Here is a 24,198-nt window from a genome sequence, read left to right as displayed (position 1 = left end):
AACAAGGAGGTACCGATCGTGACAACCACCCCTGTTCGCACCGGTTACGCCTTCGACAACCGTTCGCCGGAAGCCGAGGCGCAGATGCGGGCCCTGGAGACGTTCCTCGATCCGATAACGGCGGACCGGTTGGCCCCGGTGCTCGGCCCCGGTGCACGGTGCTGGGAGGTGGGCGCCGGGGGCGGCTCGATCGCCCGGCTGATGGCCCGGGCCGTCGGCCCCACCGGACTGGTCGTCGCCACCGACATCGAACCCTCGCACCTGGTCTCCGAGGGCAATCTCGTGGTACGGCAGCACGACGTACGGACCGGGGCGCCGGAGGGCGGGCCGTTCGACGTGATCCACGCCCGCCTGGTGCTGCTGCACCTGCCCGAGCGGCGCCGGGTGCTGGCCGAACTGATCAACGCGTTGGCGCCCGGCGGCTGGCTGGTCGTCGAGGAGTTCGACTGCACGGCAGGGCTGCGGGTGCTGGCCGCGCCGACCGACGACGCGGCGAAGCTCTTCCAGGAGGTGATGGAGGCGACGTTGGGCATCCTGCAGGACCGGGGTGCGGATCTGGCCTGGGCACAGGACGTGCACACCGAGATGGTGCTGGCCGGTCTCGGGGAGGTGGACACCATCACCCACTCGCAGAGCTGGCCCGGCGGCTCCACCGGCGCGTCCCTGCACGAGACGAACTCCCGTCAGCTCGAACCGCGGCTGCTCGCCACCGGTCTGTCGGCGGACCAGTTGCACGTTTTCCGGGAACTGGCCCGGGACCCCGCGTTCGCCTCGCTGTCGTACCAGTTCGTCTCCACCCGGGGGCGGCGGGCGGCCCGACCACTGTCCTGACCCGGTGGATGCTGGTGGCGGGTCCGGACCCGCCACCAGCACCGGGCCGACCGGGGCCCGCCCGACGCCCCGGGTCCCACCGAGTCCGTCACAGTTGACGGGCGTAGCAGACCGACAGCGGTTCGTCGCGGTAGGGGCCGAAGTTGTCGATGCGCCGGTAGCCCTCGCGCTCGTAGAAGCGCATCGCGTCCGGCTGGGCGGTGCCGGTCTCCAGGAGCAGCGACTCCACCCCGCGCCGGCGGGCCCGCTCCTCAAGCGCCCGGAGGATGGCCACCGCGATTCCGGTGCCACGGGCGGTCGGTACGACGTACATCCGCTTGATCTCGGCCGAGTTGTGGTCGAGGAAGCGTAGTCCGCCACAGCCGAGCGGTGTGCCGTCCGGGGCGCGGGCGATGACGAACACCGCGACGCTGCCGGCCGACGGGGGCTCGCCCGGTTCGTGGTCGCTGTTGCCGTACCGCGCGTCCAGTTCCGCCCGCTGTGCCGCGCGCAGCCGGGCGCCGTCCGGGGAGTCCCAGTCGGCGAGCTCGACCAGCACCGTCCCGGCCATCCGCCGCTCCTCTCGTTGGTAACGGACGTTACCGTAACATGCGTTACGGTAACGGATTCGGTGGAAGGGGTGCGGTGAGCAGACAACGTGACCTGCCGGAGCAGCAGGCCCGGCTCTCCGCGGCGACCTGGGCGGTCCTGGCCGAGCAGGGCCTGTCGGGGCTCACCCTGCGGGCGGTCGCCGAGCGGGCCGGGTGCACGACCGGTCTGGTGCTGCACACCTTCCCGGACAAGCGGGCACTCCTCGTCCACGCCCGTGAGCTGCTGCACCAGCGCACCGCCGAACGGGCGGACGCGGCCGAGGCGGCCGGTGGACCACCGTCGGAGGTGCTGCGCGCGGTCCTCCTCCAAGCCGCCTGCCTGACTCCGGAAAAGCGGGAGGAGGCCCGGGTCTGGCTGGGTTTCCTGGCCGCCGCGTTGGCCGATCCCCGGCTCGCGGAGCTGCACGCCGCCAACAACCGGTCCTTCTGTCGCCGGATCGCCCGGCTGGTCGCCGCCAGCCATCCGGACTGGCCGCTGGACCACCGGGACCGGGTGGCGAAACACCTGGTCGCGCTCGTCGAAGGGCTCAACACCCTGGCGGCGGTCGACCCGGAGACCTATCCGGCACAGCTGCAGCAGGCGGCCGTCGACGCCGCGGTCGGATCGCTGTCGCGGCTGTAGGACGATGGCCACGGCGACTCCGTCGTCGTCGCGAGGAAACGATGGCACGGGAACCGTACGGTGCGGTGATCCGTCAGACCGGTCATGAACAACTGGCGGACTCTCCCGGCGATCGCGGCCGGTTCCCTGCTCCTACTGGTCACGGCCTGCGCCCAGGGCGCCGACGGAACCGGTGCCGGTGCCCCCGGCCTGCCCGTGGCCGACGCTGCCGACCCGTCCGGGGTCGTGTTGCGGGTGGAGCACACCGGCGGCTACGTCACCCCGGCCATCCTGCTCGGCCGGCTGCCGATGGTGACGGTGTACGCCGACGGACGGGTGATCACCGAAGGGCCCCAGACCCTCGCCTTTCCCGGCCCGGCGCTGCCGAACGTCCAGGTCCAGCGGATCGCCGGGGAGGACGTCGACCGGTTGATCGAGCGGGCCCGGGCCGCCGGTGTCGAGGCCGGGACCGACCTTGGCCGGCCCTCCATCACGGACGTCCCCTCGACCCGCTTCACCGTCAGGTTCGCCACCGGTACCGAGGTCCTGGAGGTGTACGCCCTGGACACGGGCTTCCAGCAGCCGGACGGGTCGGCCGAGGGCGGGGCGCCTTCGGACGGGCTGACCGAAGCTCAGCGGGCCGGTCGGGCGAAACTGCGGGAACTGGTGGCGGCACTCACCGATCTCGCCGGCACCCTGGGCGCCGACCGGGTCGGCCCGGCCGAGCCGTACCAGCCCAGCGCGGTGGCGGCACTGGCCACCGCCTGGCCCGGGGACCCGGAGGGCCTCCCGGCGCAGCCCGCGCTGGCCTGGCCCGGCCCGGCGTTGCCGGGCCCGTCGCTGGGGCCCGGCCCGGATCCGGGCTGCGTCGAACTGCGCGGTGCCGCCCTGTCCGAACTGTTGACCATGGCCACCAAGGCGAACGCCCAGACCCCGTGGACGTCCGGCGACGACCGTTGGACGGTCGCGCTGCGTCCGCTGCTACCTGACGAGACGGAGTGTGCCGACCTTGCAACCGATTAGCTCCCCGGTGTTCCAGCCGATCAGCCTGCCCGGTTTCCAGCCGATCAGTTCGCCGGACGGCTCCGCTGAACCGACCCGTGCCCGGACCCAACGGCGCAGAATGGGAGGCGCGGCGGCCTCGACGCGGACCGGCCCGTTCCCGATCCGGTACGACGACGGTGGACGGGCCGGGAACGGCCCGGCGTCACCCTCGGGTGCGGCCGGCCGCCTCCCACCCACCCGGTAGGGCCCGGGCGGCGCCCGCGGCCGGCCGGTCGAGAAAGGTGAGTCGATGGAGCAGCAGAGGCGCTTCGCGGTGGATCCACCACAGACGAGTGCGAGTGCGACGCCCGGCCCGCAGCTGCTCGGCTGGCGCTACCAGCCGGACGCGCGGGACTGGGACATCCCCCGACTGCTGGAGATCGCCGAGCCGCCGGAGTCGATCCGGCAGATGACCGTCGAGCAGATCCTCACCGACACGCCGTACTTCTCGGACTGGCGGGCGTACCTGGTCTTCTGGCGCTGGCTGCGGACCCAGCGGGAGCCGGTCGCGAAACGGGACGCCGCCCCGGCCTGGGAGTTGACCGTCCAGCTGGACCAGGGCCAGACCGGGCACTGCGTGGGATTCGGCTGGGCCGGCTGGGTGGACGCGATGCCGGTCGCCGGCACCTACCAGAACGCCGACGGCCACGCCCTCTACTACGAGTGCAAGGTGATCGACGGGGAGCCGGGCAAGGAGAACGGTTCGACCGTACGGTCCGGGGCGCTGGCGGTCCGGGAGCGGGGACGGCTGGCCGCCTTCGCCTTCGCGCGTACCACCGCGGAGATCGACGAGTGGATCGACAGCCAGGGGTCGATCGTGGTGGGTACCGCCTGGACGAGTGACATGTTCAACCCGGACGCGGACGGGTTCGTCAAGCCGACCGGGGCGGCCAGCGGTGGCCACTGCTATCTGATGCTCGACCGGATCGAGGACGAGGACGCCTACCTGTTCCAGAACTCCTGGGGCGCGGACTGGGGGCAGGGCGGCCGGTTCAAGATGAGGCGCGGCGACTTCGACGGTCTGCTCCAGGATCGCGGGGAGGCGTGCTGCGCGGTGGAGCTGCCACACTGAACCGGGACGTGGTCCGACCCCGGGCCGCGGATCGGAGGTTCGCCGGTGGCCCGCCATGAGCTGACCGAGCGCGACGCGGGGCGGTCGTACGCGGCCGTCCCCGGTGACCTGGTTGTCGTCGAACTCGGTGAGACGCCGAGTTCCGGCTACCGGTGGCACCTCGAGGCGTTCGACGACCGGGTGGTCGCCCCCGCCGGGGACGTCTTCCGGCCCGGGTCGGGCGGATTGGGCGCCGGGGGGAGCCGGCAGCTCCGGTTCAGCGTGGTCGGCGAGGGCCGGACGACGCTGCGGCTGGCGCTGCGGCGCGGCTGGGAGCCGGCCGGGCCGGTGGCTCGACGGTTCGAGGTGAGCATCGCCGTGCGGTGACGCCGGTCAATCCGCCAGCGGCGGTCGACGCGGTGGGGTGACGATGGGTATGGCGGCGTCATGCATGCGGAGCAGCAACTATTGACAGTCTTCGATGCATTTGGTTACCGTGACTTCGCCGTGGGACCCGACCGTTACTTCCTGTCAGCCGCAAGGAGTGTCCCATGACCAACGTCCGCGTCAGCGAGACCGTCACCACCCTGTTCCGGGTCGTGCTCGGCCTGATGTTCGCCCTGCACGGCGCCGCGTCCCTGTTCGGGGTCTTCGGCGGCAACCGGGGCAGCGGCGAGGCCATCCCGCTCGGCACCTGGCCCGGGTGGTACGCCGCGCTGATCCAGCTCGTCGGCGGCGTACTCGTGCTGGTCGGCCTCAGCACCCGCGTCGCGGCCGTCATCTGCTCCGGCTCGATGGCGTACGCGTACTTCGTGGTGCACCAGCCGGAAGCCCTGCTGCCGCTGAACAACGGCGGTGAACTCGCCGCGATGTTCTGCTGGTCCTTCCTGCTGGTCGCCGCGCTCGGCGGCGGGCGGTGGTCACTGGACGCCGCGCTCGCCCGACGCCGCACCCGGAGCGTGGTGGAGAGCCCCGAGCCGGTGGCCGCGCCCGCCCGCTGACCGAGCGGCCGTCAGCCACCCGTCGCGCCCGTTCTCCGTACCCCGGCCCCGGCCGGACGCGGGAACGGGCGCGACGCCGTGTTCCACCGATGGTGGTCAACTGCCGTCGCGCAGGTCCGCGAGCCGGCCCACCGCGAAGCCGAGCCGGTCGAACTCCACCGTGCAGCCGGACCCCGTCGGGGACTGCGCCTCCAGGCCCACCCGCAGCGGCTCGTCCGGTGCCTCCAGCCGGAAGTAGCGGACGAAGTGCCACCAGGACCCGTCGGTGCTGGCGTGGAAGGCCCAGGCCGCCCCCACCCGGCTCACCCGTAACCAGAGGGGCGCACCGTCCGGTACCACAAAGCCGTTGGCGTCGTCCGACACGTCGCGCGTGATCACCGAGACCGCCATGGCGGTGTTCTGCGGCGACCGCTCGTAGGCGAGTTTCGCCCAGTTCCGTGGCCCGCCGTAGAGCAGCAGGCAGCCCGCGTCGTAGGTGGCGGCGAAGTCGACCCGGACCCGGGCCGAGAGCCGGAAGTCGCCGGAGGGGGCCGGGCCGAGCAGCCGGGGCGCGCTGAGTACCGGCTCACCGCCCGCGGGATCCACGAACATGTCCGTTCCGGCCGGTGCGGTCACGGTGAGCCCCGTCTCGCGATTGTGGTGCCACTCGGCGGGTTCGACCTCCCAGGCCAATGGTGTCGGGATTGGAGCGAGGCTGATTCCCATCCGGGCAGGATGCCAGAAGGGACCCGGCCGCGGGGACCCGGTCGAGACGGGCCGAAGCTTCGCCGGCGCCGCGGGTTTACCGCCCGGATGAGCGGCGATTCGGGGGTTACCGGCGGTCCACACCTGAACGCGCCGCGTGGGTCGCCGACGGACGCGCCGGAATGCGATCTGGAGAGCAGGAGGGAAATGGGGTGGGTGGAGCATGATGTTGAGGCGTCGAGGTGTGTTGTTGCTGATGATGCTGTTGACCGCCGTGCCGTTGGTGCTGGCCGGCTGCACCGGTGGGCCCATCAGACGGGCGTCCCGGCCGGCGCCGGCACCACCCACGCTGGCGATCACCCCGGCGCCGGAGAGTCGAAATCTGCCGACCAGTGCGGAGATCGGTACCACGGTGGGCAACGGAAAGATCTCCGAGGTCGTGGTGACTGATGACAAGGGCGTACGGGTCGACGGGGCGATGCGTGCCGACGGCTCGGGGTGGATGCCGAGCCGGGCGCTGGGCCACAAACGGACATACACCGCCCAGGTGACGGCGAAGAACGACGCCGGTAAGACGGTCACCCAGCAGACCACCTTCACCACGATGGACAAGCCGGCCAGACGTACCGTCACCAACCTGAACGTGCAGGACAAGCAGACGTACGGCGTGGCGATGCCGGTGACGGTCTCGTTCGACTCGGAGATCCCGAAGGACAAGCGTGCGGGCATCCAACGACGCCTGCTGGTCAGCAGCGATCCGCCGCAGCCGGGCGTCTGGGCCTGGGAGGCGAACGGACGGCAGGTCTCCTACCGGCCGCCGGACTTCTGGCAGCCGGGCACCCGGCTGAGTGTCCGGGCGGCACTCGACGGGGTGCCGATGGGCGGCGGCAGCTACGGCGACACCGACCGGACCGGGAAGGCCCGGATCGGCGACCACCGACTGTTCCTGGAGATCGACAACGCCACCAAGCAGATGTCGGTGTTCAAGGACGACCGGCTGATCCGCAAGATCCCGGTGAGCCTCGGCAAGAGCAGCACGCCGACGTCCAGCGGCAAGATGGTAATCATGGAGAAGCACGAGTCGACCATCTTCGACACCACGGGCTCCCCTGACCCGTACGTGGTCCAGGTCGAGGACGCCCAGCGGTTGACCTGGGGCGGCGAGTTCATCCACGCGGCGCCGTGGTCCGTCGGTGAGCAGGGGAGCCGCAACGTGTCACACGGCTGCACCAACGTCTCGAACGCCAACGCGGACTGGCTGATGGAGACCACCCGGATCGGTGACCTGGTCACGATCAAGGGCACCGAGGTCAAGCTGGACCAGGGCAACGGGTGGACGGCCTGGAACGTGAGCTGGGACGAGTTCGTCAAGGGAAGTGCGCTGCCGGTGCCGGCCGACCTCAAGCCGGCTCCTCCGGCGCCGGCCGGCCCGGGGAACGGTGGCCCGCCCGCCGCCGACAAGGCGCCGACACCGACACCTTCCAGCGGTGGGCGGTAGTGGTTGGGTAGCTCGGTCGGAACGTACGCGTACCGGTGCCACCGACGGAAGTCGTCGGTGGCACCCCGCGGTCCGGGACGGCGCGGTGCCGACGGCTGGGTCGGATCCCGCCACCCGGTCCCGGTCGCGACGGGAAGCCGGCGGCAGGGCGCCCGTACGGGCCGGTCACGCCCTTACCGCTGGCTGTTGAACGCCTGCACCACCGACGACGGAATGCGTCCACGCTCGGAAACGTCGTAGCCGTTCTGAACCGCCCATTCGCGGATCGCTCGGTTCAGTTCCCGGTCGCTCCGAGTCGGGCTCGTCGAACCGCCACGCCGGCCGGTGCGACGGGTTTCCACCGGACCCCGCCCCACCCGGTTGCCCGCGTGGATGTAGACATCCAGCGCCTTCCGGAGCTTGCCGGCGTTCTTATCCGACAGGTCAATCGTGTAGTTGACGCCATCGATACCGAACTCGACGGTGCGGTCCGCCTCGCCGCCGTCGAGGTCGTCGGTCAGCAGTGTGATTACCTGCTTCGCCATGGTCGATTACTCCTCGTGAACAAATCTATTTCCAGGGGTTGAGTTTGACTGATCGGCGGGCAATTCTGCAAGACATCGGGCAATTCTCGTTCCACTCCGCCCACCACCCCCACCTTTCCGCCCGCCCCGGGCGACCCGGTATGCGCCGGCCGGAACTGTTCCGGCCCGGGCCGGTGGCGTCGGTGTGCCACTTTCCGTGGCGGTCTGGATCATTGCATGGTGGTCCGGATCGGAGCGCGACCCCGGCCCGGAAGCGGCCGGCGCGCCCCGGCGTTCGGCTCAACCGCTCTGGCCGCCGGGCCGACGGGCTGGCATGCTCGCGGATAGGTCGGCCCGGGTCCCGGTGCCGACGCCGGATCCGCGACCGTTGGTGGTGCCCGTTGAGCCGAGCAGATCGTTCATCCGGCGAGTCGTCCGGCCCGCCGACACCCGGTCCGGCCGGGTCGGTGGAGTCGGTACCGGTGGAATTGGCGCCGCCGACGACCGACGAGTGCCAGGTGTGGCGACTGCCGATCGGCGTGGAGTACTGGCGCGACTTCGACGTACTCGACGAGGGGGAGCGGATTCGGCACGCGCGCTTCCGGCAGGCCGCCGACCGGGACCGCTACCAGGCAGCACATGTCGGCGTACGGCTGCTGCTCGGTCACTATCTCCGAGTTCCCCCGGCGGAACTGCGTTTCTCCCGGCATTGTCGGCACTGCGGAGCCGGACACGGAAAACCGGTGGTGGCGTATCCGGCGACGAAGCTGGAGTTCTCGGTCACCCATTCCGGGGGCTGGGTCGCGGTCGGGGTGGCGTCGGTGCCGGTCGGTCTCGACGTGCAGGAGACGACGGACGGGACGGACGTGGCCGCACTGAGCGCGGCGGTACTCTCGCCAGCGGAACTGCGGTGGTGGCGCGACCTGTCGACGCCCGACGCCCGACGGGCGTTCTTCGGATACTGGGCCCGCAAGGAGGCGTTGCTGAAGGCGACCGGGCACGGTCTCGCCGTACCGATGAACACGGTCACCGTGAGCCCGCCCGAGGAACCGGCCCGGCTGGTCGACTGGGCCGCCGAGCGGCCGTTGGACGCGCCGGCGCAGCTGCACGACCTCGACGCGGGACCGGGTTACACCGCCGCCGTCGCGCTCCTCACCCCGCTGCCGGTACGGATCACCCAGGCCACGCTGCCGCTCGGGGCCGTCGCCACGGCGTACCGTCCCGCCGGATAATCTTCCCCGTCGTGGTGGAGGTACGTCCCGCGGTCGTCGCCGACACGCCCGAACTGGTCCGACTGCGCGCGGTGATGCTGGCCGGCATGCGCGGCGTCGTCCCGGAGCCCGGTCCCTGGCAGCAGCTCGCGGCGCGGACCCTCCGGCGGCGACTCGGCGACGGTTCGCTGGCCGCGTTCGTGGTGGACCGGCCGGATCCCGCCGCGGGCCCGGTGCCGGGGCGACTCGTGGCGTGTGCGGTCGGTGTTGTCGAGTCCAGGCTGGGTGACCCGGAAAACCCGACCGGGGAGTCGGGGTACGTGTTCAACGTCGCCACCGAGCCCGGCTACCGCAGGCGGGGATATGCCCGGGCCTGCGTGCAACGGTTGCTGGAGTGGTACCGGGAACGCGGGATCGCGGTCGTCGACCTGCGGCCCAGCCCGGAGGGGGAGGCGCTCTACCGGTCGCTCGGCTTCGCGCCGTCGTCCACCCCGGTGCTGCGGCTCGACAACCGGAACCACTGAGCGGCGAGCACCGGGGTCAGAGACCGAAGACGCTCTCCTCGGCGCCGTCCCGGGCGCCGTCGACAAAGCCCCGGAACGCCGGATCGTCCCGGTCGGCGGTCACACTGGTCACCTGTTCCCCGGTGGCCTCGGCCACCGCGTCCACCAGCGGCGCGTACGTCAGGTCCACCTCGCCGAGTTCGTCCTCGTCGAGCTCGGCGAGGTTCAGCACGTCCTGCAACTCGTCGGCCGGGGTGTCCGGATCGGCGGCCCAGGACTCGCCCAGGTCGTAGCACTCGTCGTAGAGGGCCCGCTGGTCCTCGGTCCAGTCGTCGTCGTAGTCCTTCACGCCGTACCCCCTTCACCAGCCGCCGCCTACCCCTCTGAGCATGCCCCGAGCCGGCCCGAACTGCTCGGGGTCGCGGAAACGTGTTCGGGTGGCGTCCGGCACCCGGCGGGGCGGGCGGCGTCCGGGTGGCTCAGAGTCCGGTCCAGACCGCCTTCGCGCCGGAGTCACCGGTGCGCATCACGTAGTAGAGGCTGGCCCCGGCCGCGAGCAGCGTCAACACCGCCAGCACCTGGGGCAGGACCCGACGGGCCCGGGTGGTGCCGGCGGGATCCGTCCCGGGCTGCGGGGCCACCAGGTAGACCAGCGCCAGGGTCAGCAGACCGAGCAGCACCGCCGCGGTGAGCGTCAGGTTGCCCAGCTGCTGGTGGGACTCCAGCTTCGGGTAGAACTCCGGACTGATCCGGTCGCCGGACTCGAGCCGGGCGAAGAAGGCGTCCCCGGAGAGCTTCGCCAGCAGCGCGGCGACCGGCGTCGCGACCGCCAGCAGGCCCAGCACCCAGCGCAGATGCGGCCGGACGAGCGGCACGAAGGCGTACGCGACCGCCGAGACGGCGAGCAGCGGCACGAACACCACCGCGGCGTGGACCAGGAGGGGATGGGTGGGCACCCCCATGAACTCCTCGAGCACCGATGTCTCCTCGGGGCGGACTGGTCAGTGGCGGCCGTGCCGCTCGACCGGGTACCGGAGTCGTACCGGCTCCCAGCGACGACTGTGCATGGCCCAGGCAAGCGTACGGATCCGGCACGCCGAAGCACAGAGGCGTCAGCCCGCCGGTGTGCCGACAGGGTCATCCGTCCACCTCGTACCTCGGCGTGTCGTCGGCCGATCCGCCTCACCGTCCCGGGGCGCCGTCGGGGAACCAGACCCGGGCGGCCACCGGCAGGTGGTCACTTCCGGTCGCCGGCAGCGCCCAGAGGTCGGCGATCGTCGCACCACGGGCCAGCACGTGGTCGATCCGGGCCACCGGCAGCGCCACCGGCCAACTGAACGGGAAGCGTGGCCCGGTCGAGGTCATCCGCGATGTCACCGGCGCCAGCCCCCGGTCGTCGACGGTGCCGTTGAGGTCACCGAGCAGCAGTACCCGGTCCACCGGTTCGGTGGCGACCGCGTCGCCGAGCAGGGTGACGCTCTCGTCGCGCGAGCCGGACCGGAAGCCGTGCCGGAGGCCGAGCCGCAGCGAGGGCAGGTGGGCCACGTGGACGGCGACGTCACCGCGGGGCGTCCGGGCGGTGGCCCGCAGACCCCGGTTCCAGTCCGGGCCGAACCCGGCCGGCCGGATGTCCAGGGGGCGCACGTCGGTCAACGGGAACCTCGACCAGAGGCCGACGGTGCCGTGCACCGCCCGATGGGGAAGCTCGGCGGCCATCGTCGTCCCGTACGCCGGCAGCGCGGCCGGGGTCAGTTCCTGCACCGCGACGAGGTCGGGCCGGATGTCGAGCAGCGTCCGCGCGGTGCCCGCCGGATCCGGGTTCTCGTCGCTGACGTTGTGCTGCACGACGGTGAGGTCGTACCGCGCGGCGTCGACCGGGAACAGGTCGGCACCGAAGAGACCGAGCCATGCCGTACCCGGCAGCAGGAGTACGAGCAGCGCGACGACCGGGCGGCGCAGCAGCGCGACCCCCACCAGGACCGGCACACCCAGACCGAGCCAGGGCAGGAACGTCTCCAGCAGGCTGCCCAGCCGGCCGGGGGTGTTCGGCAGGTGACCGTGGCCGAGCAGGAGGGCGGCGAGCAGGACGGCCAGCGCCGCCGGCAGGCGCCCGCGTCGTGACGCGGGGCCCCGCCCGGGGCACGCGCCGGCACCGGTACGCCGTCCGACCGTCAGGTCCCCGCGCCAGGGCAGCCGGCGGAGCAGCGCGTTCCGGGCCCCGCCGGCGCGGCCAGGTCGGGGTTCCCCGGATGTCATCGTCGGTGCTCCGTCCGAAGGGTGACCCGCCGCCGGTTCCGTCGCCGAGAGGCGGGGGGTGTGCCATGCCATGATGACGGTCGACATGATCTCTCGCGACCACCCTTCCTCCCGGGACCACCGTCCTCATCACGACCTCTGTCGGGACAGCCTCGACGGCCTCTCTGTCGGCGACGCGCTCGGTGCCCAGTTCTTCGTACCCGGCACGTCGGTCGCGGACCTGCGGAGCGGACGGTTGCCCGAACCGGTCTGGCCGTGGACCGACGACACCGAGATGGCCTGCGTGCTCGTCGCCGAACTCGACCCCGGCGGGCGGGTCGACCAGGACCGGCTCGCCGCCGCCTTCGCCGCCCGCTTCGACCCCTACCGGGGCTACGGCGGTGGCGCCGTGGTCATCCTGCGGCAGATCAGCGACGGTGGCGACTGGCGGGACGTTTCCCGGGCGGCCTTCGACGGACAGGGCTCGATGGGCAACGGTGCGGCGATGCGGGTCGCCCCGCTCGGCGCCTGGCATGCCGGGGACTCCCGCTCGGCGGCGCTGGAGGCGATGCGGTCGGCGGAGGTGACGCACGCCCACCCGGAGGGCATCCTCGGCGCGGTGGCCGTGGCGGTCGCCGCCGCCGAGGCCGGCTGGGCCCGGCGGGTCCGGGACCGTCCGGAGCCCGGCGAGTTGCTCGACGTGGTGCTCGGCCACCTCGTCGACAGCCAGGTACGCGCCGGCGTCGAACGGGCCCGCCGGCTGCTCGGCGCGGGCGTCCCGGAGGCCGCCTACGAGCTCGGTAACGGGTCGCGGGTGCTGGCGCAGGACACGGTGCCGTTCGCGCTCTGGGCGGCGGCGACCCACCTGGACGACTATCCGTCGGCGGTCCTCGCCTGTGTCGAGGCGGGCGGGGACGTCGACACCACGGCCGCGATCGTCGGCGGCATCGTCGCGACGTACACCGGTCGGGGACCGAACGGGATACCGGCGACCTGGCTGGCGCGTCGCGAACCGCTGCCGGAGCTGCCGACCGCGCCCGGTCCGCCCCGGCCCGGCACCGGCGACCCGGCCGGACCGGTCAACGGTCGCCGTCCCGGATGACCGGGCGCGCGACCCGCTCCGCGCTTTCCGCCGGCGCCGTCCACCCTGGCCGGTCCAGGTCAGCCGGGGGCCGCCACCCCGCCCCCCACCGGTTGAGCTGATTGGTTACCTTGAACCCGGTCATCATGACCCGACCATCCGCGTACGGCTGGAGTCGCGGGGTTCCGTGGTCGGGATGGGGAGGTTACGGGTGGGTTCACACGGGCCGGCGGTCGCTGTTCCCCGCGGCCGGACGGCCGCGCCGCCGCAGCCGCCGGTGCCGGCACAGCCCACCCCGTCCGCACCGAAACCGCCCGGCGCGCTGCAGAGGATCACCGCCCCGCTGCGGCAGACCCCCGGCCGGCTCACCGCGATCCTGGCCGCCGTGCTGGTGCTGGGCCTGCTCACCGGCATGGCCGCCCTGGTCGGCGTCCGGCAGCGGGCCGATCTGGTCCGTGGTGTCACCGCCCGCAGCGGTGAGTTGCTCGTCGCCGCGCAGAACCTCTACCGGGCCCTCTCCGACGCGGACGCGACCGCGGCGAGCGCGTTCCTCTCCAACGGCCTCGAACCGCCGGTCCTGCGCGACCGGTACCAGCGGGACCTGGCGGACGCCGCCGCCGCGCTGACCGTGGTCTCGGCCGCCACCGACGGGCGGAGTGTCTCGGCGATCGCCCGGATCACCGCCCGACTCCCGGTCTACAGCGGTCTGGTGGAGACCGCCCGGAGCTACAACCGGCAGGGCCTGCCGCTCGGCGTCGCCTACCTGCAGCAGGCCTCCGGTCTGATGCGCGGCGAGTTGCTGCCGGCGGCGCAGGAGCTGTACGGCGCGGCCTCCGACGAACTGGACGCGGCCCGGGACCGGGCCGCCGGCTTCCCGTGGATCGCGACCCTGCTCGGGCTGGCCACCCTGGGCGGTCTTGTGCTGGCCCAGCTCTACCTGACGCGGCGGACCAACCGGTTGCTCAACGTCGGACTGGTGGTCAGCACCGGTGCTCTGGTGCTGCTGGTGGGCTGGCTCGCCGTGTCGGCGGTCGCGGCCGGCAGTTACCTGCGGGCGAGCCGCGACGACGGGTCCGCGCAGATGAACCTGCTCGCCGAGGCCCGGATCGCCGGTCTGCAGGCCCGGGCCGACGAGGCGCTGACCCTGGTCGCCCGGGGCAACGGCGCCGCGTTCGAGGAGGACTTCGGCGTGGTCATGGCCCGGCTGGTGGGTCCGGACGGCACCGGCGGTCTGCTCGGCCGGGCGCAGGCGGCGGCGTCGGACCAGACCACCCGCGAGGCGGTGGGCACGGCGGTCCTGAAGGCCCAGGCGTGGACCATCACGCACCGCCAGGTGCGCCAGCACGACGACGCCGGCGACTACGAGAAGGCGGTGCAGACGACCGTGGGTAGCGAGGGGTGGACCACGGCGGCGATCTTCACCGAGCTCGACGAGGTCCTCGCCCAGGCCATCACCCACAACGGGGAGCGGTTCGAGCGTGAGGCGGCCAGCGCCGGCCGGGCCTTGACCGGCGCCGACGTCGGCATGGTCGGGCTGACCCTGCTCATGTTGATCGGGGCCGTGTTCGGAGTTCAGCGTCGGATAGCGGAGTATCGATGAGAGTCCGGCTGCGCGCCGGCCGGCTGCTCGCCGGCGTCCTTGTCCTGCTGGTCACCGCCGGCTGTGGTGTCGACAACCAGGCGCTGCCCGACAACCGGGTGCCGACAGATCCGCCCCGACCGGTCGGCATGCAGGATCCGGCGGTGATCCCGAGTGGACCGGCGGGTTCGTCTGGATCGTGCAACCCCCGGCTCAGCCTGCGCCCCACCGGGGCGTTGCCGGCTCCGCAGCAGATGCCGTCCGGTTCGGCGATGGCCGAGATCGTGAAGCGCAAGCGGCTGATCGTCGGTGTCGACCAGAACAGTTACCAGTTCGGCTTCCGGGACCCGCTCACCGGACAGTTGACCGGCTTCGACATCGACATCGCCAGGGAGGTCGCCCGGGCGCTCTTCGGTGATCCCGGCAAGATCCAGTTCCGGGCCATCAGTTCCGCCGACCGGATCAAGGTGATCCAGGACCGCAGCGTCGACCTGGTCGTCCGGACCATGACGATGAACTGCGAACGTTGGCAGCAGGTCTCCTTCTCCACCGAGTACTTCACCGCCGGCCAGCGGATCCTGGTGCACCGGGGTTCGGGGATCCGGTCGATCAGGGACCTGCGCGACAAGAAGGTCTGCGCGGCGGCCGGCAGCACCTCGATCCGTAACATCGCGGAACAGGGGACCGTACCGGTCTCGGTGGTCAACTGGACGGACTGTCTGGTCCTGCTGCAGCAGAACCAGGTGGTGGCGGTGTCGACCGACGACAGCATCCTGGCCGGGCTCGCCGCCCAGGATCCGAACACCGAGGTCGTCGGGCCGAGGTTCAGTGACGAGCCGTACGGGGTGGCGATCTCCAAGGACTCTCCCGAACTGGTCCGGTTCGTGAACGGCGTACTGGCGAAGATCCGGGCCAACGGCACCTGGACCCAGCTCTACAACCGCTGGCTTCGGTCGCTGGGGCCGGCGCCGTCGCCACCCACCGCCCGGTACCGGGACTGACCGTGCGCGAGAGAGTCCGGTCCAGGGTGGTGCCGGCCGGCGGGCCGTCGTCCGGCACCGTCGCGCGTCCCCGGTGCTGTCGGAGCAGCCTGAGCGGGCGTCCCGCGCCGGGCCGAAGGGAGCCGTACCTATGAGCGTCCGTTGTCTGCGGCCCGGTTGCCCGGGTTCGTACCGTCCGGACGGTCACTGTGACCGCTGTGGCGACCGGGCGCCGTCCACCGGGCCGACGTCGGCCCGCCCGTCCGGGGTCACCGGTCGCAGTACCGGCCGCGCCGCGGTCCCGACCGCCGGTGCCGGCAGACCGCCCGCGCCCGGCCCGGCCCCGGTTCCGGGTCCGCCGTCCCATGCGCCGGTCCCGGGTCCGCCGTCGTCGCACGGCGCGGCCCCGGTCTCCGGCGCCGGGGCGGCGGGCGGGTCCGGCAACACCGGCCCGGGTACGGCAGCCAGTGTCGGTGGGCGGACGCCGAGCGTCTCCGGCAGTGTGCCGAGCGGCCTCGGGACGATGCCCAGCCGGGGCACGGTGGGTTCCGGACCGCGCGGCTCCAGCCGGTCGCGGAGTGCCGCCCGGGGCGGACTCGGGGCCGGACTGGTGGACATCGCCCGGGTCCCGTTGCGTGATCCGGCCACCGCGGTGATGGCCGACCCGCAGGTCGCCGAGGCGCGACGGTTCTGCGCCCGCTGCGAGAAGCCGGTGGGCCGGGGCCGGGACGGCCGGCCGGGCCGGGCCGAGGGCTTCTGCCCGCACTGCGGCACCGCGTTCTCGTTCCTGCCCAGGCTCGGCCCGGGCGACGTGATCAACGGTCGCTACGAGATCCTCGGCGCCCTCGCGTACGGCGGGCTGGGCTGGATCTATCTGGCCCGGGACCGGAACGTCAGCGACACGGTCAGCGACCGTTGGGTGGTCCTCAAGGGACTGATCAACACCTCCGACGCCGACGCGATGGCCTCGGCGGTCGCGGAACGTCGGTTCCTGGTCGAGCTCGACCACCCCAACATCGTCAAGATCCACGACTTCGTCGAGCACCCCGACCCGCGTACCGGCACCCCGGTCGGCTACATCGTGATGGAGTACGTCGGCGGCCACTCGCTGCGCGACATGCTGCTCGCCCGTCGACGCGACCGGGGCGAGCGGACGCTGCCCCTGCCGGAGGTGCTCGCCTACGGCATCGAGATCCTGCCCGCGTTGGACTACCTGCACGACCGGAACCTGTTGTTCTGCGACTTCAAACCCGACAACGTCATCCACGCCGAGGAACAGCTGAAGCTGATCGACCTCGGTGCCGTCCGACACGTCGACGACCTCACCAGCGCGATCTTCGGCACTCCCGGCTACCAGGCACCGGAGGTCGGCACCGTCGGCCCGTCGGTGGCCTCGGACATCTACACCGTCGGCCGGGCCCTCGCCGTGTTGAGCCTGGACTTCCGCGGCTTCTCCAGCGCCTACGCCAACCGTCTACCGGACCCGGCCGAGGCGCCGCTGTTCGCCGCCGAGATGTCGTACCACCGCCTGCTGCGCCGGGCCACCCATTCGGATCCGGAACGGCGGTTCTCCAGCGCCGGCGAGATGAGCGAACAACTGCTCGGCGTCCTGCGGGAGGTGCTCTCGGCCGCCGACGGGCTGCCCCGGCCGGTGGTGTCCCGGCAGTTCACCCCGGAGCGGCGGGCCTTCGGCACCGACGCCGGCGAGGTGACGATGGGGCCGGCCGGCCGGTCCGGGGGAGCCGGCGGCGGGATCCCGTCCGGTGCCATCGCACCCGCCCCACCCGCGGTGGCCGCCGCGCTTCCGGTGCCCCAGGTGGACGTGCTCGACCCCGGGGCGGGATTCCTCGCCTCGCTCGGCACCACCGACCCGGGGGAGCTGGTCCACCACCTGAACAACGCCCCGGTCCGTAGCGTCGAGGTGGCGTTGCGGTTGGCCCGGGCCCGGATCGAGCGCGGCGACCTGGCCGGGGCCGCCGCCGACCTGGACCGGCTCGGCGCGGCGGACCCGTACGACTGGCGGGTCGACTGGTACCGGGGTCTGTTGGCCCTCACCGCACACCGGCCGGCCGAGGCGCGGGTGGCGTTCGACGCCGTGTACGACGTCCTGCCCGGCGAGCCGGCGGCCCGACTGGCACTGGCGGCGAGCGCGGAGTGCAGCGGAGACCGGGCGCTGGCCGCCAGGCTGTACGACCGGGTGTGGCGGGTCGACCGCGGCTACCTGAGCGCCGCGTTCGGGCTGGCCCGGATCCGGTTCCTGACCGGTGACCGGGCCGGCGCGCTGGCCGTGCTCGACCAGGTGCCCGACAGTTCGAGCCAGCACATCGCCGCACAGGTGGCGGCGGTACGGGCCAGCCTGCCCGGCCTCGCCGGGGCGACCGGACCGGACGACCTGCTCCGGGCGTCCGCGCGGCTGGAACGACTCGAACTCGATGTCGAGCGGCAGACCCGACTCACCATCGAGGTGCTGGAGGTCGCGCTCGCCTGGCTCAGGAACCGGTCGGCACCGGCGTCCGGTACGCGGATCCTCGGTCACGAACTCACCGAGCGGGGCCTCCGCTTCGGTCTGGAGCGGGCGTACCGGACGTTGGCGCAACTGGCCCGCGAACCACAGCTCCGCATCGCGCTGGTGGACCACGCGAACGCGGTCCGACCGAGGACGTTGGTATGACAGCCCCTGGTGCCGGTACCGCCGGCAGTGTGCCGAAGCCCTGTCCGGAGCACGGGCCCCCGGACGCGCCGGAGCACCGGTTCTGCGAGGAGTGTGGCCGGGAACTGGACCGGGTACCGGTGACGGAGGTCGGTACCGCGGCGACGGCCTGGTCGGGGGTTCCGGCCGGTGACGGCGGAGCGGGGACGCCCACCACCGCCGGTACGGGATCGGGCTCGTTCGGATCTTCCGGGCCGGTCGGCCGGGCCGGGTCGGCGGACCAGACGACGGGCTGGAGTCGGCCGTCCGCCCCGGTCACCGCCCGTTGGCCACAGGCGGAGCGGCAAGCGGGGCCCGCCGGCCCGGGTGGCCCGTCCGGTCCGGTTCCGGCGGCGGCCGGTGTCGCGGCAGGCGTTCCCACCGGCCAGGGCGGTTCCGGGGCACTGCCGGATCCGGTCGTACCAGGCGACCTCGAGGCGCTCGCCGGACCGTCCCGAGCCCTCGGGGCAGTGCCGGATCCGGTCGTGCCGGGCGGCCTCGACGCGCTCGCCGGGCCTTCCCGCCCGGTCGGCCGGTCCACCCCCGTCACCTCCGCCACCCCGGTCCGACCCGCCGCGGGCTATCCCGCCGCGCCCGCGTCCGTCGGTCATCCCCCGTCGTCCGGTTATCCCGCGCCGGTCGGTCCGGCCACGCCCTGGCTCTCCTCGAGGGCGGCCGGCCAGCCCTGTCCGGGCTGCGGTGCCGTGCCGTCGGGCAATCCCGGAGTCTGTCCGCGCTGTGGACACCGGTGGAACGTCGGCCGGGACCGGTCGGACCTGGACCTCGGCACGGTGGCGGCGGTCACCGACCGGGCCCGGCGGCGTCGCAACGAGGACGCGATCGCGGTCGGGCGGCTCGGGTCGGCGACCGTCGCGGTCGTCTGCGACGGAGTGTCGACGTCGCTGCGGGCCGACATCGCCGCGCACGCGGCGGCGGAGGGCGGCCTGACGGCGATGCTGTCGGCGTTGGCGGGTGGACTTGGTGCCGTCGAGACCATGGTCGCCGGTGGTCGGGCAGCGGCCGCGGCGGCCCGGGCCACCGCGGCCGCCGACGACGGGCAGGTGCCGCCGAGCTGCACCTACGTCGCCGCCGTGGTCACCGTCGATTCCGTGACGGTCGGCTGGATCGGGGACAGCCGCGCCTACTGGCTCGGCTCGGACGGGGCGGTCGAGGACGCGGTCTGCCTGACGATCGACGACTCGGTGGTCGCGCAGATCCAGGCCGGTCGTCCGGTGCCGCCCGGCGCGGAACAGGACCCGACCTCCCGGGCTCTCATCCGGTGGCTGGGCGCAGACTCGAGGGACGCCGATCCGCAGGTGGTGACGTTCCAGCCCAGCCGGCAGGGTCGGCTGGTGCTCTGTTCCGACGGCCTGTCGCACTACCTGAGCGATCCGAAGGCGCTGGCGGTACGGGTTCCCGGCCCGGGCGGCGGCGCACCCATCGCGGTCGCCCGCGACCTGACCCGGTTCGCCGTCGAGTCGGGTGGGCACGACAACGTCGCGGTCGCCGTACTGCCCTTCCCGCCGACCGCCCGGCCGGACGGCCCGAACACCTGAGCGGCGTGGCCGACCGGGTGGCCGACCGGCCGAACCGCGGGGGACGGCGGGCGAGCGGCGTCGGTTACCCGGAGGGGGGAACGGCGGGGTCCGGAGCGTCGTACGGACACCCCGACCCCGCCGTCGGGTGACCTACTTGATGCCGACGAGGTCGACCACAAAAACGAGCGTGGCGCCCGGCTTGATCACGCCTGCCACACCCTGGTTGCCGTATCCGAGATGTGGCGGGACGACCAGCCTGCGCCGGCCGCCGACGCGCATGCCGAGCACGCCCCGGTCCCAGCCCTCGATGACCCGGCCACGGCCGGCCTGGAAGCCGAACGGCTTGCCCCGGCTCCACGACGAGTCGAACTCGTCGCCGGTGTCGAACGAGACGCCGACGTAGTGCACCTCGGCCCATCGGCCCGGCTCGACCTCCTGGCCGGTGCCGACGGTGATGTCCTCAATGACAAGGTCGGTCGGGGGTGGGCCCTCGACCTTCCCCACGGTGGGCTTTTCCATCCGAAGACCATACGACGGGTCGCGGTCAAGATCGCGTACGTCGGTCGGCGCGCCAGGGTGGCCACCTGGCGAACCCATGGTGGCGTGTCTCGATGTAACACGTATCGACGGCGGTACGCTGTCGGCTCGGGAATCCCGGTGCCGACCCGGACTCCGCCGGTGCGGCGTGCCGTGGCAGTTCCCGGAGCCGAGTGTCGAGCTGGTGGGGTGAGGCCGTGGCAAGACCGGATTGGGCGCCTGACGACATCGACATCGATCGGCCCAGCGCGTCCCGGATATACGACGTCTGGCTCGGTGGATCTCACAACTTCGAGGTCGACCGGGAGATCGCCCGACAGACCGAGTCGGCCTGGCCCGACGCCGTCCGGTACGCCCGTGCGAACCGGGCCTTCCTGTCCCGGGCGGTCCGGTTCCTCACCGAGCGGGGGATCGACCAGTTCCTCGACATCGGTTCCGGGATCCCGACCGCGAACAACGTGCACGAGGTGGCCCGCCGGAGCAACCCGGACGCCCGGGTGGTCTACGTGGACATCGATCCGGTGGCGGTGGCGCACAGTCGGGCGATCCTGGCCGGTGACGACCGGACCGCGGTGCTGCAGGCGGACCTGCGGCGCCCCGGGGAGATCCTCGACCAGATCCGCGACCAGGCGCTGCTCGACCTGGACCGGCCGGTCGCCCTGTTGCTGGTCGCGTTGCTGCACTTCATCCCCGACTCCGCCGACCCACACTCGGCGATCGCCCGCCTCGCCGAGGGGGTGCCGGCCGGCAGCTATCTGGTGCTGAGCCAGGGCGCGCACGGGGCGAGCGAGGAGTCCGACGAGCGGATCAGGGAACTCTACCGACGTACACCGACGCCGTTGACCGCGCGTGACCGGGCGGAGACCGAACGGTTCTTCGCCGGCTTCGAACTGGTCGAGCCGGGACTGGTGAACCTGCCGGACTGGCGTCCCGACCCGACCCTGGAGGTCGACGACCGGTTCGCCGGCGCTCTCATCTACGCCGGGGTGGGCCGCAAACTGTGACGGACGGCGATGACGGGCCGGCCTCGGCCGACGAGCCCGATCCGACCTCCGCGGCGCTCGACGAGTTCGCCCGACACTGGGCCCGGTCGTTGACACGGGTCAGTTACGTGCCGGTACGCCCCGACGACCTGCGGGAGAGGCTGCGCGGGTACGCGGAGCGGCTGACCGGGCCGGAGGACGGCACCGTCGTGGCCCGGGAGATCGGGATGGCGTTGGTCGCCGAGGGGTTCACCCACGTGGCCGCGGTCTCGGTCACCCTGGCCACTCTGGTCGACCTTCTGCCCGTTCCGCCGGCGGAGCACGCCGTCGTGCCGCCCGTCGCCGATCCGCCGTCCGGTTCCGCCGTCGCGGCCGGTCCCGCCGTCGCGTCCCATGCCGCCGTCCCGTCCGACTCCGCCCTGCCGCCCGGTGCCGCCGTGGCGCACCGTCCTGACCCCGGGCCAGGTGCGGCCGAGGTGGCCGATCCCAGCCCCCGGGCGGCGCTGCTCGGCGCGCTCGCCGCCGGCTACGCCCGGGGGCTGCGGGAGCGGACCCAGGGGGAACTCGAATCGATCATCCGGGCGGTGTTGACCGCCCGCCGGTCCGCCGAACGGGCCCGGGTGGCCAGCGAGGCGCGCTTCGAGGCGCTCTTCGTCTCCTCCGCCAGCGGCATCTGCGTCATCGATCTCGAGGACCGGATCGTGCAGGCGAACCCCGCCCTCGCCAGGATGCTCGCCTGCCCGGTCGTCGACCTCCAGCGGCGACGGCTGACCGGCCTGGCCCGTCGGGAGCACCGGGTCGCCGTCGGGCAGGCGATCCGCGAACTGACCTCCGGCGAGCGGACGCATGCCGAACTGGAGGCGGCCTTCGGCCGGGCGGACGGCGGTACGGTGTGGCTCCGCCTCTCGCTGGCACCGGTCCTCGACGACGGGGGCGAGTACCTCGTCGTCACGGCGCAGGACGACACCGAACGGCACCACCTGCAGTCGGCGTTGTCGCACCAGGCCCTGCACGATCCGTTGACCAACCTGCCGAACCGTACGCTGGTGCTGCGACACCTGCACGAGCTGCTGGGCCGGCGTACCGGCACCGGCCAGGTCGGGATCTGCTACCTGGACCTGGACGGCTTCAAGACCGTCAACGACTCGTTCGGGCACGCGGCCGGGGACGACGTACTCCGGGCGGTGGCGGACCGGCTGGCGACCTGCGCCGCCCGGCCGGGCTGGTTGGCCGGTCGGCTCGGCGGCGACGAGTTCGTCATCGTCGCGGGCGACGGTGCGGACCTCGACCAACTCGTCCGGGTCGCGGAGCGGCTGGTGGACATCGTTCGACGCCCGATCCCGGCCGCGGGGCACCAGCTCTCGGTGTCGGCCAGCGTCGGGGTGACCGACGACCGCATCCCGCACCACCAGCCGGCGGACCTGCTGCGCGCCGCCGACGTCGCGTTGTACTGGGCGAAGGCGGCCGGTGGTGACCGGTACGAGGTCTACGACGCCGGCCGGCACGACGCCCAGGCGCTGCGCTCGACGCTCGGTTCCGGGTTGCGGGTGGCGTTGCACCAGGACGATTTCGTGATCCGCTACCAGCCGATCGTCCGGCTCCGCGACGGCGTACCGGTCGGTGCCGAGGCGCTGCTGCGCTGGACCCATCCGGAGTACGGCCCGGTGGCTCCGGAGATCTTCATCGAACTCGCCGAGGAACTGGGGCTGATCGGACAGCTCGGCAAATGGGTGCTGACCCGCGGTTGCCGGCAGGCGGCGTCCTGGTACCGGGAGTTCGGCGACCGGGCGCCGTTTGTCAGCATCAACCTCTCCGCCCGGCAGCTGCACGACGTCGGTCTGGCGGACGAGCTGCTGGCGACCCTCGACGAGGTCGGCCTGCCGGCTGGTCAGCTGCAGCTCGAACTGACCGAGAGCGCGCTGCTCGGTCCCGCCCAGGGGCCCGCCGACGCGCTCGAGGTGCTGGCCCGGCACGGGGTACGGGTGGCGGTCGACGACTTCGGCACCGGCTACTCCAATCTGGCCTATCTCCGCCGGCTACCGGTCCGCGAACTGAAGATCGCCGGGGCGTTTGTCGAGGGGCTCACCCCGGAACTGTCCGGCACCCCGGCGGACCGGCAGATCGTGGCGAGCGTGGTCGGGCTGGCCCACGGTCTCAACCTGACCGTCACCGCCGAGGGGGTGGAGACCCGGGAGCAGGCCCAGCTGCTGCGGTCGATGGGCTGTGACCATGCCCAGGGCTGGTGGTTCGCCCGTCCCGGCGAGCCGGAACTGCTCAGCCGGATGGTGGCGGGTCGGCAGGCCCATCCGGTCGCGTTCGCGCCCGCCCGTTGAGTTACCGCGGCGCCATGTCCGGCCTGACATGAGAAACGTCATGGCGGCGGCCGGGTGGAACGCATCAGAACCGGTGAGTGGGCGCACTGCCGACGGTCCCCGCCGGAGCAAACAATCGAGTCCATGAGTCAGACGACAACGGCGGCCGGTCCGGTGCTGGCCCCGCCCGACCGGGAAACCGTCGTCCAGGTCAGCGACCTACGGCGACGGTACGGCGGCGGCACCGGCTTCGTACCGGCGGGCATCGCCCGCCGGTACGGCTGGATCTGACGCCACCCCGGTCAGTCGGCCGCGACGGCGGGTTGTGGACGAGCGGCGCGCCGGGTGTGGGCGGACGCTGGGGTCAGCGGGCCCAGGGCAGCTCGCGTCGCTCCGGTTCTCCCGGCACGGTGGCGGTGCCGCCGGCCGGCATGCAGACGAGTGCCTCGGCGTGCTCGGCGCCGGACCGGATCTGCCGGACCACGTCGGCCGGAAGGATCGCGGCCTGGCCGGCGCCCACTGTCCGCGTCGCGCCGTCGACGGTGATGGCGAACGATCCGGTCAGTGGCATCCACACCTGCTCCCGGTCGATGGCGTGGAGCGGTCCGGCCGTGTCGGGATTCATCCGGACTCGCCAGGTGGCGAGTTCCCGACCGCCCTGGCTCGGTGCGGCCAGCCCGAACGCGGCGCCACTGTCTGACCGGATGGTGCGTTCGTCGGTTTCGGTCACCACGATCATGTTGCCTC

General features: G+C 72.7%; 26 protein-coding genes. 17 read left to right on the top strand and 9 right to left on the bottom strand.

The genetic code is table 11. The annotated features are described in order from the left end of the window. The first annotated feature begins 18 nt into the window (after positions 1 to 18). Positions 19 to 831 carry a class I SAM-dependent methyltransferase gene (locus ABGB05_RS19975; protein WP_347654953.1) on the top strand — a complete coding sequence of 271 codons (813 nt, stop codon included), beginning with the start codon at positions 19 to 21 and terminating at the stop codon, positions 829 to 831. Between the two features lie 88 nt (positions 832 to 919). Here the strand turns inward: ABGB05_RS19975 and ABGB05_RS19970 are convergent, their stop codons facing one another. Beyond that, a complete protein-coding gene (locus ABGB05_RS19970) occupies positions 920 to 1,381 on the bottom strand; it encodes a GNAT family N-acetyltransferase (protein WP_347654952.1) in 462 nt (153 codons plus the stop codon). A 74-nt stretch (positions 1,382 to 1,455) separates the two neighbouring features. Between ABGB05_RS19970 and ABGB05_RS19965 the strand changes: the two genes are divergently transcribed. The 5 genes from ABGB05_RS19965 (at position 1,456) to ABGB05_RS19945 (ending at position 5,118) form a co-directional block, all read left to right on the top strand. Further along, the gene (locus ABGB05_RS19965) at positions 1,456 to 2,043 is read left to right on the top strand and encodes a TetR/AcrR family transcriptional regulator (RefSeq protein ID WP_347654951.1); all 588 of its coding nucleotides are present in this window, start codon (positions 1,456 to 1,458) and stop codon (positions 2,041 to 2,043) included. Positions 2,044 to 2,127: 84 nt separating this feature from the next. Continuing rightward, a complete protein-coding gene (locus ABGB05_RS19960) occupies positions 2,128 to 3,045 on the top strand; it encodes a hypothetical protein (RefSeq protein WP_347654950.1) in 918 nt (305 codons plus the stop codon). A gap of 271 nt (positions 3,046 to 3,316) precedes the next feature. After that, positions 3,317 to 4,138 (top strand): C1 family peptidase, encoded by an 822-nt coding sequence (locus tag ABGB05_RS19955; RefSeq protein WP_347654949.1) that lies wholly within the window; start codon positions 3,317 to 3,319, stop codon positions 4,136 to 4,138. Positions 4,139 to 4,183: 45 nt separating this feature from the next. Continuing rightward, positions 4,184 to 4,504, top strand: a complete 321-nt coding sequence (locus ABGB05_RS19950) for a protease inhibitor I42 family protein (protein ID WP_347654948.1) — start codon at positions 4,184 to 4,186, stop codon at positions 4,502 to 4,504. 164 nt (positions 4,505 to 4,668) lie between these two features. Beyond that, entirely contained in the window at positions 4,669 to 5,118 is a 450-nt protein-coding gene (locus ABGB05_RS19945; RefSeq protein WP_347654947.1) for a DoxX family protein, read from the top strand. A gap of 96 nt (positions 5,119 to 5,214) precedes the next feature. On the opposite strand, the gene ABGB05_RS19940 is transcribed toward ABGB05_RS19945, so the two are convergent. After that, complete coding sequence (locus ABGB05_RS19940; RefSeq protein WP_347654946.1) at positions 5,215 to 5,823, bottom strand: DUF1349 domain-containing protein; 609 nt, start codon at positions 5,821 to 5,823, stop codon at positions 5,215 to 5,217. Positions 5,824 to 6,028: 205 nt separating this feature from the next. Between ABGB05_RS19940 and ABGB05_RS19935 the strand changes: the two genes are divergently transcribed. Beyond that, on the top strand, positions 6,029 to 7,300 hold the full coding sequence (locus tag ABGB05_RS19935) for an Ig-like domain-containing protein (protein WP_347655026.1): 1,272 nt from the start codon (positions 6,029 to 6,031) through the stop codon (positions 7,298 to 7,300). Positions 7,301 to 7,473: 173 nt separating this feature from the next. Here the strand turns inward: ABGB05_RS19935 and ABGB05_RS19930 are convergent, their stop codons facing one another. After that, positions 7,474 to 7,824: an Lsr2 family protein gene (locus ABGB05_RS19930; RefSeq protein WP_347654945.1), complete on the bottom strand. Its 351-nt coding sequence runs from the start codon at positions 7,822 to 7,824 to the stop codon at positions 7,474 to 7,476. Positions 7,825 to 8,285: 461 nt separating this feature from the next. On the opposite strand from ABGB05_RS19930, the gene ABGB05_RS19925 reads away from it, so the two are divergent. Together ABGB05_RS19925 and ABGB05_RS19920 are read left to right on the top strand one after the other, a co-directional pair. After that, the gene (locus tag ABGB05_RS19925; protein ID WP_347654944.1) at positions 8,286 to 9,035 is read left to right on the top strand and encodes a 4'-phosphopantetheinyl transferase superfamily protein; all 750 of its coding nucleotides are present in this window, start codon (positions 8,286 to 8,288) and stop codon (positions 9,033 to 9,035) included. An 11-nt stretch (positions 9,036 to 9,046) separates the two neighbouring features. Next, positions 9,047 to 9,538: an N-acetyltransferase gene (locus ABGB05_RS19920; protein ID WP_347654943.1), complete on the top strand. Its 492-nt coding sequence runs from the start codon at positions 9,047 to 9,049 to the stop codon at positions 9,536 to 9,538. Between the two features lie 16 nt (positions 9,539 to 9,554). On the opposite strand, the gene ABGB05_RS19915 is transcribed toward ABGB05_RS19920, so the two are convergent. The 3 genes from ABGB05_RS19915 to ABGB05_RS19905 form a co-directional block, all read right to left on the bottom strand. After that, the gene (locus ABGB05_RS19915) at positions 9,555 to 9,866 is read right to left on the bottom strand and encodes a hypothetical protein (protein ID WP_347654942.1); all 312 of its coding nucleotides are present in this window, start codon (positions 9,864 to 9,866) and stop codon (positions 9,555 to 9,557) included. 130 nt (positions 9,867 to 9,996) lie between these two features. Continuing rightward, on the bottom strand, positions 9,997 to 10,494 hold the full coding sequence (locus ABGB05_RS19910) for a DUF2231 domain-containing protein (RefSeq protein WP_347654941.1): 498 nt from the start codon (positions 10,492 to 10,494) through the stop codon (positions 9,997 to 9,999). Between the two features lie 205 nt (positions 10,495 to 10,699). Beyond that, positions 10,700 to 11,773: an endonuclease/exonuclease/phosphatase family protein gene (locus ABGB05_RS19905; RefSeq protein ID WP_347654940.1), complete on the bottom strand. Its 1,074-nt coding sequence runs from the start codon at positions 11,771 to 11,773 to the stop codon at positions 10,700 to 10,702. An 85-nt stretch (positions 11,774 to 11,858) separates the two neighbouring features. On the opposite strand from ABGB05_RS19905, the gene ABGB05_RS19900 reads away from it, so the two are divergent. The 3 genes from ABGB05_RS19900 to ABGB05_RS19890 all read left to right on the top strand — a co-directional run bounded on the left by ABGB05_RS19900 (position 11,859) and on the right by ABGB05_RS19890 (position 15,413). Then, entirely contained in the window at positions 11,859 to 12,854 is a 996-nt protein-coding gene (locus ABGB05_RS19900; RefSeq protein ID WP_347654939.1) for an ADP-ribosylglycohydrolase family protein, read from the top strand. A 190-nt stretch (positions 12,855 to 13,044) separates the two neighbouring features. Then, positions 13,045 to 14,433 (top strand): hypothetical protein, encoded by a 1,389-nt coding sequence (locus ABGB05_RS19895; protein WP_347654938.1) that lies wholly within the window; start codon positions 13,045 to 13,047, stop codon positions 14,431 to 14,433. Continuing rightward, positions 14,430 to 15,413, top strand: coding sequence for a glutamate ABC transporter substrate-binding protein (locus tag ABGB05_RS19890; protein ID WP_347654937.1), 984 nt, complete (start codon positions 14,430 to 14,432; stop codon positions 15,411 to 15,413). Before ABGB05_RS19895 ends, ABGB05_RS19890 begins: the two co-directional genes overlap by 4 nt. Before the next feature lie 183 nt (positions 15,414 to 15,596). On the opposite strand, the gene ABGB05_RS19885 is transcribed toward ABGB05_RS19890, so the two are convergent. Then, complete coding sequence (locus ABGB05_RS19885; RefSeq protein ID WP_347654936.1) at positions 15,597 to 16,010, bottom strand: hypothetical protein; 414 nt, start codon at positions 16,008 to 16,010, stop codon at positions 15,597 to 15,599. Here ABGB05_RS19885 and ABGB05_RS19880 point away from each other — a divergent pair. Both ABGB05_RS19880 and ABGB05_RS19875 read left to right on the top strand, forming a co-directional pair. Beyond that, positions 16,003 to 18,063 carry a tetratricopeptide repeat protein gene (locus tag ABGB05_RS19880; protein ID WP_347654935.1) on the top strand — a complete coding sequence of 687 codons (2,061 nt, stop codon included), beginning with the start codon at positions 16,003 to 16,005 and terminating at the stop codon, positions 18,061 to 18,063. The two genes, ABGB05_RS19885 and ABGB05_RS19880, sit on opposite strands and share 8 nt — an antisense overlap. Beyond that, on the top strand, positions 18,060 to 19,637 hold the full coding sequence (locus ABGB05_RS19875) for a protein phosphatase 2C domain-containing protein (protein ID WP_347654934.1): 1,578 nt from the start codon (positions 18,060 to 18,062) through the stop codon (positions 19,635 to 19,637). Before ABGB05_RS19880 ends, ABGB05_RS19875 begins: the two co-directional genes overlap by 4 nt. Before the next feature lie 132 nt (positions 19,638 to 19,769). On the opposite strand, the gene ABGB05_RS19870 is transcribed toward ABGB05_RS19875, so the two are convergent. Next, positions 19,770 to 20,138, bottom strand: coding sequence for an FKBP-type peptidyl-prolyl cis-trans isomerase (locus tag ABGB05_RS19870; protein WP_347654933.1), 369 nt, complete (start codon positions 20,136 to 20,138; stop codon positions 19,770 to 19,772). A 215-nt stretch (positions 20,139 to 20,353) separates the two neighbouring features. On the opposite strand from ABGB05_RS19870, the gene ABGB05_RS19865 reads away from it, so the two are divergent. The 3 genes from ABGB05_RS19865 (at position 20,354) to ABGB05_RS19855 (ending at position 23,742) form a co-directional block, all read left to right on the top strand. Continuing rightward, positions 20,354 to 21,160: an SAM-dependent methyltransferase gene (locus ABGB05_RS19865; RefSeq protein WP_347654932.1), complete on the top strand. Its 807-nt coding sequence runs from the start codon at positions 20,354 to 20,356 to the stop codon at positions 21,158 to 21,160. After that, positions 21,157 to 23,472, top strand: a complete 2,316-nt coding sequence (locus ABGB05_RS19860) for an EAL domain-containing protein (RefSeq protein ID WP_347654931.1) — start codon at positions 21,157 to 21,159, stop codon at positions 23,470 to 23,472. Before ABGB05_RS19865 ends, ABGB05_RS19860 begins: the two co-directional genes overlap by 4 nt. Before the next feature lie 123 nt (positions 23,473 to 23,595). After that, positions 23,596 to 23,742 (top strand): hypothetical protein, encoded by a 147-nt coding sequence (locus tag ABGB05_RS19855; protein WP_347654930.1) that lies wholly within the window; start codon positions 23,596 to 23,598, stop codon positions 23,740 to 23,742. A gap of 73 nt (positions 23,743 to 23,815) precedes the next feature. Here ABGB05_RS19855 and ABGB05_RS19850 read toward each other — a convergent pair whose 3' ends face one another. Beyond that, a complete protein-coding gene (locus ABGB05_RS19850) occupies positions 23,816 to 24,190 on the bottom strand; it encodes a cupin (RefSeq protein ID WP_347654929.1) in 375 nt (124 codons plus the stop codon). Positions 24,191 to 24,198 lie beyond the last annotated feature (8 nt).

Source organism: Plantactinospora sp. B5E13 (genome assembly GCF_039871775.1).
GTDB lineage: Bacteria > Actinomycetota > Actinomycetes > Mycobacteriales > Micromonosporaceae > Plantactinospora.
Note: the sequence above shows the minus strand (reverse complement) of the source record. Positions and strands in the feature narration are given on the sequence as shown.

Coding starts and splice junctions, on each gene's coding strand:
- ABGB05_RS19870 (WP_347654933.1), bottom strand. CDS start 20,138: ATGGAAAAGCCCACCGTGGGGAAGGTCGAGGGCCCACCCCCGACCGAC.
- ABGB05_RS19930 (WP_347654945.1), bottom strand. CDS start 7,824: ATGGCGAAGCAGGTAATCACACTGCTGACCGACGACCTCGACGGCGGC.
- ABGB05_RS19890 (WP_347654937.1), top strand. CDS start 14,430: ATGAGAGTCCGGCTGCGCGCCGGCCGGCTGCTCGCCGGCGTCCTTGTC.
- ABGB05_RS19945 (WP_347654947.1), top strand. CDS start 4,669: ATGACCAACGTCCGCGTCAGCGAGACCGTCACCACCCTGTTCCGGGTC.
- ABGB05_RS19940 (WP_347654946.1), bottom strand. CDS start 5,823: ATGGGAATCAGCCTCGCTCCAATCCCGACACCATTGGCCTGGGAGGTC.
- ABGB05_RS19885 (WP_347654936.1), bottom strand. CDS start 16,010: ATGTCCACCAGTCCGGCCCCGAGTCCGCCCCGGGCGGCACTCCGCGAC.
- ABGB05_RS19960 (WP_347654950.1), top strand. CDS start 2,128: ATGAACAACTGGCGGACTCTCCCGGCGATCGCGGCCGGTTCCCTGCTC.
- ABGB05_RS19955 (WP_347654949.1), top strand. CDS start 3,317: ATGGAGCAGCAGAGGCGCTTCGCGGTGGATCCACCACAGACGAGTGCG.
- ABGB05_RS19900 (WP_347654939.1), top strand. CDS start 11,859: ATGATCTCTCGCGACCACCCTTCCTCCCGGGACCACCGTCCTCATCAC.
- ABGB05_RS19905 (WP_347654940.1), bottom strand. CDS start 11,773: ATGACATCCGGGGAACCCCGACCTGGCCGCGCCGGCGGGGCCCGGAAC.
- ABGB05_RS19875 (WP_347654934.1), top strand. CDS start 18,060: ATGACAGCCCCTGGTGCCGGTACCGCCGGCAGTGTGCCGAAGCCCTGT.
- ABGB05_RS19970 (WP_347654952.1), bottom strand. CDS start 1,381: ATGGCCGGGACGGTGCTGGTCGAGCTCGCCGACTGGGACTCCCCGGAC.
- ABGB05_RS19850 (WP_347654929.1), bottom strand. CDS start 24,190: ATGATCGTGGTGACCGAAACCGACGAACGCACCATCCGGTCAGACAGT.
- ABGB05_RS19935 (WP_347655026.1), top strand. CDS start 6,029: ATGTTGAGGCGTCGAGGTGTGTTGTTGCTGATGATGCTGTTGACCGCC.
- ABGB05_RS19855 (WP_347654930.1), top strand. CDS start 23,596: ATGAGTCAGACGACAACGGCGGCCGGTCCGGTGCTGGCCCCGCCCGAC.